This window comes from Duganella sp. 1411 (genome assembly GCF_017833525.1).
Lineage (GTDB): Bacteria > Pseudomonadota > Gammaproteobacteria > Burkholderiales > Burkholderiaceae_D > Rugamonas.
In genome coordinates, this window is sequence record NZ_JAFICD010000001.1 from 2215666 (window position 1) to 2229887 (window position 14222).

General features: G+C 67.8%; 13 protein-coding genes. 6 read left to right on the forward strand and 7 right to left on the reverse strand.

The window, feature by feature from the left end; translation table 11 throughout:
• Positions 1-65 precede the first annotated feature (65 nt).
• The 6 genes from ribA (at position 66) to JOD97_RS09180 (ending at position 6342) form a co-directional block, all read left to right on the forward strand.
• Positions 66-719 (forward strand): GTP cyclohydrolase II, encoded by a 654-nt coding sequence (gene ribA / locus JOD97_RS09155; protein ID WP_209715554.1) that lies wholly within the window; start codon positions 66-68, stop codon positions 717-719.
• Positions 720-740: 21 nt separating this feature from the next.
• Complete coding sequence (locus JOD97_RS09160) at positions 741-2327, forward strand: serine protease (RefSeq protein WP_209715557.1); 1587 nt, start codon at positions 741-743, stop codon at positions 2325-2327.
• Positions 2324-3313 carry an FHA domain-containing protein gene (locus tag JOD97_RS09165; protein WP_209715560.1) on the forward strand — a complete coding sequence of 330 codons (990 nt, stop codon included), beginning with the start codon at positions 2324-2326 and terminating at the stop codon, positions 3311-3313. Before JOD97_RS09160 ends, JOD97_RS09165 begins: the two co-directional genes overlap by 4 nt.
• Before the next feature lie 179 nt (positions 3314-3492).
• Positions 3493-4305 (forward strand): MipA/OmpV family protein, encoded by an 813-nt coding sequence (locus JOD97_RS09170; protein WP_209715563.1) that lies wholly within the window; start codon positions 3493-3495, stop codon positions 4303-4305.
• Positions 4305-4991, forward strand: coding sequence for a response regulator transcription factor (locus JOD97_RS09175; protein ID WP_209715566.1), 687 nt, complete (start codon positions 4305-4307; stop codon positions 4989-4991). Before JOD97_RS09170 ends, JOD97_RS09175 begins: the two co-directional genes overlap by 1 nt.
• Positions 4960-6342, forward strand: a complete 1383-nt coding sequence (locus JOD97_RS09180) for a HAMP domain-containing sensor histidine kinase (RefSeq protein WP_209715568.1) — start codon at positions 4960-4962, stop codon at positions 6340-6342. The genes JOD97_RS09175 and JOD97_RS09180 overlap by 32 nt, the downstream gene beginning before the upstream one ends.
• A gap of 72 nt (positions 6343-6414) precedes the next feature.
• On the opposite strand, the gene JOD97_RS09185 is transcribed toward JOD97_RS09180, so the two are convergent.
• The 7 genes from JOD97_RS09185 to JOD97_RS09215 form a co-directional block, all read right to left on the reverse strand.
• Complete coding sequence (locus tag JOD97_RS09185; protein ID WP_209715570.1) at positions 6415-7377, reverse strand: polysaccharide deacetylase family protein; 963 nt, start codon at positions 7375-7377, stop codon at positions 6415-6417.
• Positions 7377-8429: a bifunctional UDP-4-keto-pentose/UDP-xylose synthase gene (locus tag JOD97_RS09190; RefSeq protein ID WP_209715573.1), complete on the reverse strand. Its 1053-nt coding sequence runs from the start codon at positions 8427-8429 to the stop codon at positions 7377-7379. The genes JOD97_RS09185 and JOD97_RS09190 overlap by 1 nt, the downstream gene beginning before the upstream one ends.
• A complete protein-coding gene (locus JOD97_RS09195; protein WP_209715576.1) occupies positions 8426-9379 on the reverse strand; it encodes a formyltransferase in 954 nt (317 codons plus the stop codon). Before JOD97_RS09195 ends, JOD97_RS09190 begins: the two co-directional genes overlap by 4 nt.
• Positions 9376-10389: a glycosyltransferase gene (locus JOD97_RS09200; RefSeq protein ID WP_209715579.1), complete on the reverse strand. Its 1014-nt coding sequence runs from the start codon at positions 10387-10389 to the stop codon at positions 9376-9378. Before JOD97_RS09200 ends, JOD97_RS09195 begins: the two co-directional genes overlap by 4 nt.
• 52 nt (positions 10390-10441) lie before the next feature.
• Positions 10442-12085, reverse strand: coding sequence for a glycosyltransferase family 39 protein (locus JOD97_RS09205; RefSeq protein ID WP_209717393.1), 1644 nt, complete (start codon positions 12083-12085; stop codon positions 10442-10444).
• A gap of 146 nt (positions 12086-12231) precedes the next feature.
• Positions 12232-13383: a DegT/DnrJ/EryC1/StrS aminotransferase family protein gene (locus JOD97_RS09210; RefSeq protein WP_209715582.1), complete on the reverse strand. Its 1152-nt coding sequence runs from the start codon at positions 13381-13383 to the stop codon at positions 12232-12234.
• Between the two features lie 295 nt (positions 13384-13678).
• Positions 13679-14209 carry a TetR/AcrR family transcriptional regulator gene (locus tag JOD97_RS09215; RefSeq protein ID WP_229264243.1) on the reverse strand — a complete coding sequence of 177 codons (531 nt, stop codon included), beginning with the start codon at positions 14207-14209 and terminating at the stop codon, positions 13679-13681.
• Between the last annotated feature and the right edge of the window lie 13 nt (positions 14210-14222).

The following is a 14222-nucleotide window of genomic DNA, read 5'->3' on the forward strand; positions in this document are numbered from 1 at the left end:
TCTGTTCGAACAGCCCGGCGCGCCTTTTTTAATTATTACATCATCAATATTTGAAGAGCATAGCTATGTTGCAGAGCGCGGATACCCCGGCAAAAGACGAATTGGACTACATGACTTCTTGCGCGTTGCCGACGCCCTGGGCCCAGTTCACGCTGCACGCCTTCGTTGAAAAAGCCACCGGCAAGGAGCATCTGGCCATGGTGCTGGGCGATATCGGCGACGGCGAGCCGGTGCTGGCGCGCGTGCATTCGGAATGCCTGACCGGCGACGTGCTGTTCTCCCAGCGCTGCGATTGCGGCGCCCAGCTCGAGGGCGCGCTCAAGAAGATCGCCGCCGAAGGCCGCGGCGTGCTGCTGTACCTGCGCCAGGAAGGCCGCGGCATCGGCCTGATCAACAAGATCCGCGCCTATCGCCTGCAAGAGGCCGGCGCCGACACGGTCCAGGCCAATGAACAGCTGGGCTTCAAGCCGGACCAGCGCACGTACGGGCTGGTCAAGCCGATGCTGGCCCAGTTCGACGTCAAAAGCCTGCGCCTGATGACCAATAATCCGCGTAAGATTGATGCGATGACCAAACTGGGCATCGAGGTGGCCGAGCGCGTGCCGCTGCTGGTCAACCGCAACGCTTTCAACCAGCATTATTTGAACACCAAGGCCGCCAAGCTGGGCCATATGATGACGCCGCTGACGCCCGCCGCCGTGGAAGACGGCGCGCTCTGAGGTTGACGATCTAAGGATTGCATGAAATTTACCGCGCTTGCCACATCCATCGCCTTGACCGGGGCCTGCGCTGGCGCGCTAGCGGCTCCCACCACTGCCCACACCACCGCGCCGACGTTGGCCGCCGCCAACGCGGCCACCGCCGCCACCTCGACGACCGCGACCACCGCCACCGCGCCCGCCGCCAAGGGCAAGCCGCCGCCGGCCGCGCCCGCCTCTCCAGCCCCACCCGCCGCGCCCGGCACCGCCGAGACGGCGGCCGCCGCCGATACGGCGCCGCTGCCGCCGCCGTCGAGCGCGGCCCAGCATCTGTACGCGTCAGCCAAGAACGACATCCTGCAAGTGCGCTCGCTGCTCAAAAGCGGGCGCACGCAGTCGTCGGTCGGCTCGGGATTCCTGATCGGCACCAGCAACCTGGTCGTCACCAATTACCACGTGGTGTCGCAGTTCGCGCTCGATCCGGACACCTACGTCGGCGAATGGGTCGACACCAGCGGCCAGCGCGGCAATGTCGAGCTGCTGGCGGTCGACGTGCTGCACGATTTGGCGGTGCTGCGCGTCAGCCGCAACGGCACCGGCTTCTTCAAGATGCCGGAGCAGCTGGCGCGCCTGACGCAAGGCCAGTATCTGTATTCGATGGGCAATCCGCTCGACCTGGGTTTCGCCATTTCCGAGGGCGCCTATAACGGCGTCATCGCGCGCGGCTTCTACGACCAGCTGATGTTCACCGGTCCGATCAACTCCGGCATGAGCGGCGGCCCCAGCGTGACGGTCGATGGCTCGGTGGCCGGCGTCAACGTCTCCAAGCGCCTCGATGGCGAGCTGGTCAGCTTCCTGGTGCCGGCCCGCTTCGCCCAGGACCTGCTGCGCAAGGTCGAGCAACAAGCCAAGGCGCCGGCCGACTTCACGTCGGTGGTGGCCGGCCAGCTGCTGAGCCACCAGCGCGCGATGGTCGATCAATTGCTGTCCAGCCCGCTGAGCCTGAAACCGATGGGACCGTACATGGTGCCGGTGCGCGAGTCCGAGCAGATGCGCTGCTGGGGCCGCTCCAACGTCAAGGCCGACAAACCGTTCACCGTCGACGACGCCAGTTGCGCGATGGAATCGGCGATCTTCGTCAGCGGCTCGCTGCAAACGGGACAGCTGAGCATCCGCCACCAGTTCCTGCGCGGCACCGGCCTCGACAAGGTGCGTTTCGCGCAACTGGCCAGCGCCTCGTTCAAGAACGAACACTTCGGCAGCAACAAGGACACCCGTTTGACCGGCCCCAACTGCACCGAATCGTTCGTCAACAATCAAAACGTGCCGCTGCGCGCCGTGCTGTGCGTGCGCGCCTACCGCAAGTTCGCCGGCCTGTACGACTTTGCGCTGTTGACGGCCAGCACCGACCAAGGGTTGATGAGCCTGCAAAGCCGGCTCGACGCGCGCGGCGTCTCGTATGACAACGGCATGCGCCTGTCGCGCGTGTTCCTCGAATCGCTGTCGCTGGCGCCGGCGCCGGGCAATGCGCCGGTGCCCGCCCGCGTTCCGGCCAGCAAACCGGCCACCGGAGCGGTCGACAAAAAAGCCACAGCCGCCGTCAAGCCGGCCACGGGAGGCGCGCAATGAAAGCCCCCTACTTCGTTGAAATCCTCGCCCGCAACGGCGACGTCATACACCGCCACAAAGCGGAAACCTTGCCGATCCGGCTGGGACGCAGCTACGACAACGACATCATCCTCGACGATGCCCACAGCGCGGCCGCGCACGCCATCGTCGACATCGACGACCAGGAAAAGCTGGTGCTGCGCGATCTCGGCAGCAAGAACGGCACCTACGCCCGGGGCAAGCGCCAGACCGAGGTGGTGCTGGGCGGCGACACGGTGGTGCGGCTCGGCCACACGCGCCTGCGCATCCGCGCGGCCGACTTCCCGGTGCCGGCCGAAATCGCCGACACCACGATGCACAGCTGGGAGGGCGCGGTTCCGGCCACGATCGGCCTGGTGCTGATCGCCTTCTTCAGCTGCGCGGAAGCGTGGCTGTCGGATGTCGAACCGTTCGCGCTGATCCGTTATCTGCTGGTGCTCGCGTCCAGCCTGGCGGCGGGATTGCTGTGGAGCGGCGTGTGGGCACTGGCCAACCGGCTGTTCGGCAGCCACGCGCGCATGGGCCGGCACCTGTTCATATTAGGCGGCGGATTGGCGCTGGTCGGGCTGTGGCGCGCCGGCAGCAGCGTGATGGCGTACGCGTGGTCGGCCGAAGGGTTCACGCGCTATGGCAATCTGGTGACCTTGGCGATCGTCTGCGGCATGCTGTTCTTCCACCTGACGACGATCAAGCCGCACCATCCGAGGCGTTTCGCCATCACGGCCACGGTCATGATGCTAGCCGGCGCCGGTTTGATGCTGATGACCAATCTGCAGGGTTCGGGGCGCGCGGCGGACGAGCTGTACATGTCGGTGCTGCTGCCGCCGGAGGTCAAACGCAGCGCGGACCGCAGTGTCGACCAGTTCATGGCCAACGCGGCCAAGCTCAAGGCGGATACGGACGCGGCCCGCGCGCGCGGCGTCAAAGACGGCGCCGACGAAGCGGATGACGACGACAGCGGCGAATGAGAGTAGCGCGTGAATACCACGGTTCCACGTAGGGCGGATTAGGCGGAACGCCGTAATCCGCCATCGATGAGCCGCCGGCGACGCACGCATTGGCGTGTAACGGTGGTGTTACCGGTAAGTATGCAGTAAGACGACTTGGCCGACCATGTGGCTTCACATTCAACGTTCGGAGAAATCACATGCAGCTTCCACGCATCCTTACCCTGGCCTCCCCTTGGGCGATCAAGCACGTGCGGGCCGCCGCGGCCCTGGCGCTGGGGCTCTGCGCCACGGCCGTGGCGGGCGCCGCCCCGGCCGACGAGGCGTCCTCGTGGGGCCTGGGCATCGCCGCGTTCAGCGCGCAACAACCCTACACCGGCATAGACCGGGAAAAACGCGCGCTGCCGCTGATCTCCTACGAAAACCAATATGTGCGCGTGTTCGGCCCGGTCGTCGAATTCAAGGCATACAGCGCCGATCTCGGCGGCGGCCAGCGCCTCGACCTGCGCGTGATCGGCAAGTACGACTTCAGCGGCTATGAAGCCAGCGACGCCCCCATCCTGAACGGCATGCGCGAGCGCAAAAGCGGCTTCTGGGCCGGCGGCAAGATGCTATGGCGCACCGGCATGGTCGATGTCAGCGCCGAAGTGCTGGCCGACGCCTCGGGCAAGAGCAAGGGCCGGCGCGCCAACCTCGGCCTGGAAAAGACCTGGCGCATCGGCGAGCATGTCATGTTGACGCCCCGCATCGGCGCCGCCTGGGTCGACAAGAAATACGTCGACTATTACTATGGCGTCGCCGCCGACGAGGCGCGCGCCGGCCGCGCCGCCTACGCGGGCGAATCCGGCGTCAACGCCGAGCTGGGCCTGCGCGGCACCTACGTCGTCGACGCCCACCACTCGCTGTTTCTCGATCTGGGGGTGACCAAACTGTCCAAAAAGATCAAGGATAGCCCGCTGGTCGACCGCGCGACCGAGAATCGTGTCGGCCTGGGATACCTGTACCGTTTCTGATGAACCGCATCCTGCTCATCGAAGACCACGACCGCCTCGCCCAGCTGATGTGCAAGGCGCTGGCGGCCGCCGGCATCGCGGTCGACGTCATCGACCGCATCGACACCGCGTGGACCGCCATCCGGCAACTGCCGTATCAGGCCGTCATCCTCGACCGCGGCCTGCCGGACGGCGACGGGCTGTCGCTGTTGCACCGCGTGCGCGGCGCCGGGCTGCACGTACCCTGCCTGGTGCTGACCGCGCGCGACGCGCTGCACGACCGCGTCGAAGGCTTGGAGGCCGGCGCCGACGACTACCTGCCCAAGCCGTTCGCCATGGACGAGATGGTCGCGCGCGTGCGGGCCTTGTTGCGCCGGCCCGTCGATTGCCGCCCGCTCGACCCCAGCCACGACGACCTGACGCTGCGCCCCGGCGCCGGCCTGGTCTGCTGCGGCGACGACAGCGTCACCCTGGCCCCGGCGGAGATGCAGATCATGCTGATGCTGGTGCACCGGCACGCCGAGGTGGTGCGCCGCAGCGCGCTGGAGGCCGCCGCCTGGGGGCTGAGCGAGGCCGTCACGCCGAACGCGCTGGACGTGGCGCTACACCGGATCCGCCGCAAGCTGCTGGCCATCGGCTCGCGCCAGCGGATCGTCAACGTGAGGGGACAGGGCTATGCGCTACGCGCGTCCGACGTGGCTCAATAGCCTGGGCTTCAAAGTCCTGCTCGCCTACGTGGCCGGCGTGGTGCTCAGCACCGCCCTGCTGCTGGCGGCCTTTTACCTGATCACGACGAAAAGCGATATTTTGCCGCGCACGGACGTGGCGCAACGCACGGAGGAACTGGCCGAGGCGCTGCGCTTCGATAGCGCCGGACGCCCGGTCGGCTTCCTCGACAGCGAAGACAGCCATCGCTGGACGTACGACAGTCTACGGCGCGAGATCGCCTACCGCGTGCTGGATGCGGCCGGCAACGTCGTGCTGGCGTCCGCCACCGGCCCGGGGACGGCATGGCCGTCGACACCGGCGACGCGCCGCTTGGCATCGGGGTCCTTCACCTTCGATCTCGCCGGCGTGCCGATGTACGGCAGCACCGCCGCCGTCGAGCATGAGGGCCGGCGCTGGTTTGTGCAGTTCGCCGCCAGCGAGCGGGTCATCGAGCTGTTCCAGACCGTGTTCGCGCTGCCGTTCATGGGCGCCGGCATCGTGCTGTTCAGTCTGGTCATGCTGTTCGTCTTCGGCGCCTGCGCGCTCATCACGCTGCGCTACACGCTCAAGCCGCTGCGCGAGGTGTCGGAGTCGGCCGCGGCGATTTCCCCGCGCGCGCTGCACGCGCGGCTGCGGGTCAACGCGGTGCCGGCCGAGGTGGCGCCGCTGGTCGACAGTTTCAACCGCGTGCTGGAGCGCCTGGAACAGGGTTATCGCGTCCAGCAGGGTTTTCTAGCGACGGCCGCGCATGAATTGAAAACGCCGCTCGCCCTGATCCGCGCGCAAATCGAGCTGACGGACACCGGCGGCGAGCGCGATTCGCTGCTCAGCGACATCCAGCACATGACGCGCCAGGTGCAGCAGTTGCTGCTGCTGGCCGAAGCGAGCGAGGAGCAGAATTACATTTTCGCCAGGGTCGATCCGCGCGACGTCGGCGCCGAGGCGGTCGCCTATCTGCGGCGCATGGCCGACGCGGCCAACGTGCGCCTGACGCTGCGCGACGACGGTACGGTGGCGCCATGGCGGGCCGACCCGGCGACGCTGTTCACCTTGCTGAAAAACCTGCTGGAGAACGCCATCCAGCATGCTCCCGAAGGCACCGAGGTGTGCGTGACGGTCGGCGCCGAGGCGCTGACGGTGCGCGATAGCGGCCCCGGAGTGGCGCCGGAACAGATGGCGCGGATGTTCGAGCGCTTCTGGCGTGGCGCGCATCGCCGCGACCACGGCGCCGGACTGGGCCTGTCGATCTGCCAGGAAATCGCGCGCGCGCACGGCTGGACACTGGCGGCGCAGCGGATGGAGCCTGGTCTGCTGTTCCGGCTGACGACCCGGCCGGCGCCGGATGCGTGACACCGGTGCGGCGCAAGGCCGGTTGACCACCGCGGCCAGCGCATAGCCGGCGCGGGCGGAACACCTGCCCGCTCACGGCGCCCCGCCCTGCATGATCACGCGCCCGGAGCGCCCGGGCAGCTCGCCCCAGCCCAACGGCGACGCCGGCAGCGGCGCGTGCCTGACCTTGTCGTAGTAGTCGGCCAACGCGCCGAAGCGGTAGCCCTGCGCGCGCCAGCCGCGCAGCAGTTGCTCGAACACGGGCGCCAGCTTTTGTCCCTCCAGTTCGGCGTGCAGCGTGTAGACGTGGTCGCGCGGGGCGCAAGCGGTCAGCGACAACAGGTGCGCCGCGACGTTGTCCACCGTGATCGTCCTGCCGTCGATCACGCGCCCGAGCAGTTCGTCCAGCGTGGGCAGCGTGGTGGGCAGCTGGATGCAGTCGATCACGCGGCCGCCGGCTACCACCCGGTGCGGTCCGCTGGCCGGGTCGCGCAGCGCGCCCCTGTCGTCGAGGGCGACGCGGCCGTCCGAGGCGTAGCAGTAGCCGGCCGCGTCGTGTTCGGCGAAGGCGGCGGCGTTCATCTGCCAGCCGGCCGCGCCGTGCGTGCGCGTGGCTACGCCGAACACGTCGACATGGCGGCGCGCGGCCTTGCGCATCATCTCGCGCGTCCAGTCGGCGCCGCGCGCGGCCACGTTGTCCTGCCACCGCACGTGGTCCCAGGTGTGGATGCCGCATTCGAAGCCGGCATCGCGCACCGCGCGCAACTCCGCCGCGCAGCGCCAGCCGATGTCGGGGCCGGGCAGCAAGGTGCCGTACATCAGGGTCTTCAAGCCGTAATGCTCCACCACCGAGGTGCGCGCGACCTTGTTGAAAAATCCGGGCCGCAGCGCGCGCCGCAAGGCCCAGCCGGTGTGGTCGGGGCCGAGCGAAAACAGGAACGTGGCGTTGGCCTGGTGCGCGCGCAGCATGCGCACCAGGTTGCCCACGCCCAGCCGGGTGCCGCGGAAGGTGTCGACGTCGATCTTGAGCGTCAGCAGCGGTGTCGTCGCCGCCATCAATCGATCAGCGCCCGCGCCTGCGCGACCTGGCTGCGGTAGGCGTCGAAGATGCGGCGCAGCGCGTCGGCCATGCTGGTGGTCGGCGTCCAGCCCAGTTCCTCGCAGGTGTTGGTGATCTTCGGCACGCGGTTCTGCACGTCCTGGTAGCCTTCGCCGTAGTAGGCGCCGGAAGTCGTCTCGACGATCCTCACCTTGTCGAGCGCGGTCGCGTACTCGGGATAGTCGGCGGCCAGCTCCAGCATCATGTGGGCCAGCTCGCGGATCGAATAATTGTTGGCCGGGTTGCCGATGTTGTAGATCTTGCCGCTGGCGACGCCGCCGGCGTTGGCAATAATGCGCACCAGCGCGTCGATGCCGTCGTCGATGTAGGTGAAGGCGCGTTTCTGCGCGCCGCCGTCGACCAGCGAGATCGCCTCGCCGCGCACGATGTGGCCGAAGAACTGCGTCACCACGCGCGACGAACCTTCCTTGGCGGTGTGGATCGAATCGAGGCCGGCGCCGATCCAGTTGAACGGCCGGAACAGCGTGAAGTTCAAGCCCTCCATGCCGTAGCCCCAGATCACGCGGTCCATCAACTGCTTGGCGTTGGAGTAGATCCAGCGCGGCTTGTTGATCGGGCCGCAAATCAGTTCCGAGCGCTCCGGGTCGAACTCGTCGTCGTGGCACATGCCGTACACCTCCGACGTCGACGGGAACACCAGGTGCTTGCCGTACTTGGCGGCCGAGCGCACGATCGGCAGGTTGGCCTCGAAATCGAGCTCGAACACGCGCAGCGGTTGCTTGACGTAGGTCGACGGCGTGGCGATCGCCACCAGCGGCAGGATCACGTCGCATTTCTTGACGTGGTATTCGATCCACTCCTTGTTGATCGTGATGTCGCCCTCGTAGAAGTGCATGCGCGACTTGTAGGCCTCGTTTTCCAGCAAGGCCGTGATGCGGTCGGTGTGCATGTCCATGCCGAACACCTCCCAGTCGGTGGTTTCGAGGATGCGCTTGGACAGGTGGTGGCCGATAAAGCCGTTGACGCCAAGGATAAGAACTTTTTTCATGGGTGTACCCGGGTGATGTCGATCTGCGCCGCCGAACTGGCCAGCATGGTTTGTAAATGGTGTGGCGATACCTCGGCTGCGCCGTCCAGCAAAGAGGAGATGGCGAGCATGCGGCCGTCGCCGCACACGCCGACGATTTCGCCGTCGAGCACCGCCAAGCCGGGCGCCATGCCGGAGACCGGACGGTCCGGCGACAAGCGCGCGCGCCCCAGCGTCAAGGACACGCCGCCCACCTCCGTGTGCGCGCCCGGATAAGGCGGCGCCACCGCGCGGTGCAGGTTGTAAACCGTTTGCGCGTCGGCGCGCCAGTCGATGCGGCCGTCGGCCGGCGTGCGCCCGCCGAAGTAACTCCCCTGCCGCAGGTCGTTGTCACGACGCGGCGCGGCGCCCGCCAGCAGCGCCGGCAGCACGCCCCACAAGGTCTGCTCGGCCGCCACGGTGACCTTGGCGAACACCTCGTGGGCCGTGTCGTCGGGCAGGATGGGCACCGCCGTCTGCGCCACGATGGCGCCGGCGTCGGGCTTGACGGTCATCTCGTGCAGGGTGGCGCCGGTGCGGTCGGCGCCGTGCAGCACGGCCCAGTTGACCGGCGCGCGGCCGCGAAACTTCGGCAGCAGCGAGCCGTGCATGTTGAACGCCGGCGCCACCGCCAGCACGGCCGCCGGCAGCATATGGCGGTAGTAAAAACTGAACAGGAAATCCGGCCGCGCCGCGCGCACGGCGGCCAGCAGCGCCGGGTCGGCGGGATCGGGGTGGACGGCGGTGGCGATGTCGTGCTCGCGGCAAACCGCCCGCACCGAGCCGTACCAGGTGTTCTCCGCCGGATCGTCGTCATGCGTGAGCACCAGCGCCACGTCCACGCCGCCGGCCAGCAGCACCCGCAGGCAGCGCACGCCGACGTCGTGGTAGGCAAACACCACGGCGCGCGGCGCCGCGCCTGGCGCCGTCACCGCCCCACCCCGCGCTGTTCCAGCGGCAAGATGGCCGCCGCGTTGGCGGCGTCGGCCGCCTGCCGCCGCGCCGCCGGCGCCAGCTCCTCGAGGATGGTTTGGACCACATAGCGCGGCCGCGCGCGCACCTGCTGGTAGATGCGGCCAATGTATTCGCCCAGCAGGCCGATGCCGAACAGGATCACGCCCATCAGGAAGAACACCAGCGCGAACAAGGTGAACGCGCCCTCGGCCTCGGCGCCGAGCAGCAGCCGGCGCGTCAACAGCACCAGCACCAACAGGCCGGAGGCGCCCGACAGCGCCATGCCCAGCATCGAGAACATTTGCAGCGGAATCAGCGAGAAGCCGGTCACCAGGTCGAAGTTGAGCCGTATCAGGCTGTAGAACGAATACTTGGACTCGCCGGCCGCGCGCTCCTCGTGCTCGACCACGACCTCGGCCGGATTGCGCGCGAAGGTGTAGGCCAGCGCCGGCACGAAGGTGTTGACCTCGGCGCACTGGTTGATCAGGTCGATGACGTTGCGGCCGTACGCGCGCAGCATGTTGCCCTGGTCGGTGATGCGGATGTTGGTGATGCGTTCGCGCAGGCGGTTCATCGCCTTCGACGCCAAGGTGCGCCAGGCCGAATCCTGACGCACGCGCCGGATCGAGCCGACGTAATCGTGGCCTTCGCGGATCTTGGCGACCAGCTTGCCGATTTCCTCGGGCGGATTCTGCAGGTCGGCGTCGAGGGTGACCATGATCTGGCCGCGCGCCGACTGGAAGCCAGCCAGGATCGCCATGTGCTGGCCGTAATTGCCGTTGAATAGCACCACCCGCGTGACGTCGGGGCGCCGCCGGAACTGCTCGGCCAGCAGCGACACCGAGGCGTCCCGGCTGCCATCATTGACGAAGACGATCTCATAGCCGGTGCGCAGAGCGTCAAGCGCCGGATACAGCCGCGCGAACAGGCCGGGCAGCCCCGCCTCCTCGTTGTAGACCGGAATGACGATGGACAATTCGGGCGTCATCGGCACACCGTCCGGGGTAACACGGGCAACACAGGTAAGCAAGCGGGCGCCGTCATGGCAATCCTTTCGTCAATTGATTGGAGATCACGAGCCGGCGCCCGTCGCGCGCCACCAGCCGCATCGGCACGCCGCGCTGGCGCAGCCGGTCGTACAGGGCCGGACTGGCGATGGCCATCGAGGGCAGGCCGGCGGCGGCGTCGCGCCGCCATAGCGCGACGAACTCGTCCAGCCCGGACAGCGCCAGTCGCGGTTCCTGTTGCAGCCCGAAGGCGAATTCGTCCACGTACTCGACCAGCATCGCCGGCCGGCCCAGGTAGAAGGTCAGCGACTGCTCGTAGCGGCCGACCGCGTACAGCTTGGTGGACGGCGTCAGTTCGGCCCGGATCGCCGGCAGCAGCGCGGTGCCCGCGCGGTCCTTGCCGTACACCTCGAAACCGGCAACGATCAGGTGGGTGGCGAGAAAGCCGGCCACCGCCATCGTCAACACCGTCGGATCGCGCCGGCCGCGCGCCGCGTGGAACCACGCGAGGCAGCCGCCAACCAACAGGATGCAACCGGCGAACATCAGCCACGGCTGGTAGCTGCGCAGGCTGTGCGGAGCAGAGCCGGCCGCGCCCGCGCCCGTCGCCAGCGCCACCGGCACCGCGACCACGAGCACCGCGCCGACCAGCGCCAGCAGCGCGGCGGCAACCATGTGCGGGCGGCGACCGGCGGCGTCCAGGCACAGCGCCGTGAGCAAAGCCAACGCCGGGAACACCGGCACGATGTAGCCGGGCAGCTTCGAGCTCGACATGCTGAAAAACACGAAGATGAAGACGAACCAGATCAGCAACAACAATCTCGGCTGGAACCGGCCCGGCGCGCGCTTCACGCCCTCCGCCAACGCGTGCGGCAGCCAGCCCAACCAGGGCAACATGCCAGGCAGCAGCAGCATGATGAAGGCGTACCAAGGGCCCTCGCGCTGGTGGCCGGGGCTCAGGAAACGGTCGACATGCTCGTGGATGAAGAAGAAATGCGGCTGTTCGGGGTTGCGCTGGGCAACCAGGATGAACCAGGGCGCGGCGATGGCGACAAACAGCAGCAATCCCTTGCCCATGTGCAGGCGGGTCCAGACGCGCCAATCGCGCGCGGCGGCGCCGTAGAGCACCAGCACGGCGCCCGGCAGCACCACGCCAACCAGGCCCTTGGCCAGCACCGCCAGTGCCATCGCCGCCCACGCGACCAGCATCCAGGCGCGCCGCTGGCCGGTGGTGGCGCCGTCGCGCTGGGCGATCAGCACGGCGGCCAGGCTGGTGGCCATCATGCCCGACAGGCTCATGTCGAGCGAATTGATCTGGCCCGACGCCAGCCAGAACAGCGTCGACGCCAGCACCAGGCCGGCATACAGGCCGACGCGGGGGGAGAACACCACGCGCCCGGCCCAGGCGGTCATGACCACGCCGAGGATGCCGCAGACGCCGGTCCACAGCCGCGCTTGCCATTCGCCCAGGCCGAACAGGGTGAAGGTCAGCGCGTTCATCCACGCTTGCAACGGCGGCTTCTCGAAATATTTGATGCCGTTCAGGCGCGTGGTGATCCAATCGCCGCTGGCGAACATCTCGCGGCCGATCTCGGCGTAGCGGCCCTCGTCGGGCGGCACCAGTGTGCGCACGCCGAGCGCGCACAGCGTGATCAGGACGAAGCCGCCGAACAGCATCCACAGCAGCGCCGCCGACAGCGGCGGCGCGGCGCCGGCGCGCCTGGACGGCGGCGCCGGACGCGCGGCGAGGGCGTCGTCGAGCAGCGCGTCGGCGGCGCCGCCGGTGAACGGCCGACGCACCGTCCCGTGCATGGCATCGAGGTTCATTCGGGCACCCGCGGGTGGATCAGGATCGATTCGACGGCCGCCACCACGCGCTCGACGTCGTCGAAGGTCATCGCGTAAAACATCGGCAAGGTCACCGTCAGGCGGCCGATGCGCTCGGCGACCGGGAACATGCCCTCGCTGAAGCCGCGCGCGCGGTACAGGCTGAACAAATGAATCGCCGCGTAATGGAAGCCGGTGCCGATTCCCCGGCGCGCCATCGCCTCCATGAAGCCGGCGCGCGTGCCGGGCCCGCGGTCCGGCAGGATGATCTGGAACAGGTGCCAGTTGCTGTTTTCAAAATCGGCTACCGGCAATTGCGCGCCGGTGGCGGCCTCGAAGCCGTCGCCGAACTGCGCGAAATAGTGGCGCGCCAGCGCGCGCCGGTGCGCGGTGACGGCCGCGATGTTGGCGAACTGGCCCAGGCCGATCGCCGCCATGATGTCGCTCATGTTGTGCTTGCCACCGGGGAGATCGACATCGATGCCATCGACCCCGCTGCGGGTGACGCCCTGCAGGCGGTGCCTGGCGGCCAGCGCCGCCTCGTCCGCGTCGTTCAGCACCAGGCAGCCGCCCTCGCCCGTGGTCAGGTTCTTATTGGCTTGAAAGCTGAACGACACCAGATCGCCGAAAGCGCCGATGGGCCGGCCGCGCCAGCGCGATCCGAACGCCTGCGCGGCGTCCTCGATCACGCGCAGCCGGTGGCGCGCGGCGATACGGTACAGCCGCTCCATGTCCACCGGCAGGCCCGCCAAATGCACCGGCAGCAGCGCGCGCGTGCGCGGCGTGATCGCCGCCTCCAGCCGGTCCAGGTCGATGTTTCGCGTGGCTGGGTCGATATCGGCGAAGACCGGCGTCGCGCCGACGGCAAGGATGACGTTGGCCGTGGCCGGCCAGGAGATCGGCGTGGTGATCACCTCGTCGCCGGGGCCGATGCCAGCCACGCGCAGCGCGATCTCCATCGTGCAGGTGCCGGAATTAAAAGTCAGTACCGGCCGCCCGCCGAAGTACGCGGACAGCTGCTCCTCGAACTCGCGCACCTTGGGCCCGCTGGTGATCCAGCCGGAGCGCAGCACGTCGCCGACGGCGGCAATGGTGGCCTCGTCGATGGTGGGTCGGGAGAACGGCAGGAAAGGCAGGTCGGGCGTCATACGGACGCCAACAGCGAGTCGCTCATGCCGCTGTGGATGGTTAGTCGCTTGGTCGAGGTGAATAATACGCGAGAGCCGCATGAGTGTTTCTCCGAGTGCTGAGGCTGAGAGCTCATCATCGGACAAGTTGACTTACTGAACACTTACCGGGCTTAATACAGGAGGTGGAAGAGGCGGACCGCCGTGATCCGCCATCGATGGGCCGTCGACGGCGCACGCATTGGCGGATTACGCTGCGCTAATCCGCCCTACGTGGAACCGTGGTATTTCGTGGATTCCCGGTGACAATCGGCATTCACGGCCAGCCGCGCAAGACCTGATCCACCACGCCCTGCAACTGCTCGCGCGTGGCGCCGGCCGCAGCCTGTACCGCCATGCCGTTCGACACCGTCATCACATAGCGCGCCATCTGGCCCGAACAGCTATCGGCCGGCAAATCGCCGTCCACCTTGGCCCGCTCGAAGCGCTCGCGCAGCTTTTCCTGACTGGCCGCGCGCCGCTCGATCAGCGAGTTCCGGATCGGCAGCGCGTCGTCGCTGCACGCCAGCGCGCCATTGATCACCAAACAGCCATGCGGCTTGTCGGTCTCGGTCTGCGCGTCGGCATTGCCGCGCAAGAAATGCTCGACCACGGCGCGCGCGGTCGGCTCCTTCAACGCGGCATGAAACAGCGGATCGTGCGTCGCGCCATACCGGTCCAGCGCCATGCGGAACAGGTTTTCCTTGTTGCCGAACACGGCGTACAAACTGGGCCGGTTCATGCCCATCGCCTCGGTCAACTCCGGCAGCGAGCTACCTTCGTAACCCTTCTCCCAGAACACCTTCATGGCTTTGTCCAGC

Coding starts and splice junctions, on each gene's coding strand:
- JOD97_RS09190 (WP_209715573.1), bottom strand. CDS start 8,429: ATGAAAAAAGTTCTTATCCTTGGCGTCAACGGCTTTATCGGCCACCAC.
- JOD97_RS09215 (WP_229264243.1), bottom strand. CDS start 14,209: ATGAAGGTGTTCTGGGAGAAGGGTTACGAAGGTAGCTCGCTGCCGGAG.
- JOD97_RS09180 (WP_209715568.1), top strand. CDS start 4,960: ATGCGCTACGCGCGTCCGACGTGGCTCAATAGCCTGGGCTTCAAAGTC.
- JOD97_RS09165 (WP_209715560.1), top strand. CDS start 2,324: ATGAAAGCCCCCTACTTCGTTGAAATCCTCGCCCGCAACGGCGACGTC.
- JOD97_RS09210 (WP_209715582.1), bottom strand. CDS start 13,383: ATGACGCCCGACCTGCCTTTCCTGCCGTTCTCCCGACCCACCATCGAC.
- JOD97_RS09205 (WP_209717393.1), bottom strand. CDS start 12,085: ATGCTGTTCGGCGGCTTCGTCCTGATCACGCTGTGCGCGCTCGGCGTG.
- JOD97_RS09175 (WP_209715566.1), top strand. CDS start 4,305: ATGAACCGCATCCTGCTCATCGAAGACCACGACCGCCTCGCCCAGCTG.
- JOD97_RS09170 (WP_209715563.1), top strand. CDS start 3,493: ATGCAGCTTCCACGCATCCTTACCCTGGCCTCCCCTTGGGCGATCAAG.
- JOD97_RS09160 (WP_209715557.1), top strand. CDS start 741: ATGAAATTTACCGCGCTTGCCACATCCATCGCCTTGACCGGGGCCTGC.
- JOD97_RS09200 (WP_209715579.1), bottom strand. CDS start 10,389: ATGACGCCCGAATTGTCCATCGTCATTCCGGTCTACAACGAGGAGGCG.
- ribA (WP_209715554.1), top strand. CDS start 66: ATGTTGCAGAGCGCGGATACCCCGGCAAAAGACGAATTGGACTACATG.
- JOD97_RS09185 (WP_209715570.1), bottom strand. CDS start 7,377: ATGGCGGCGACGACACCGCTGCTGACGCTCAAGATCGACGTCGACACC.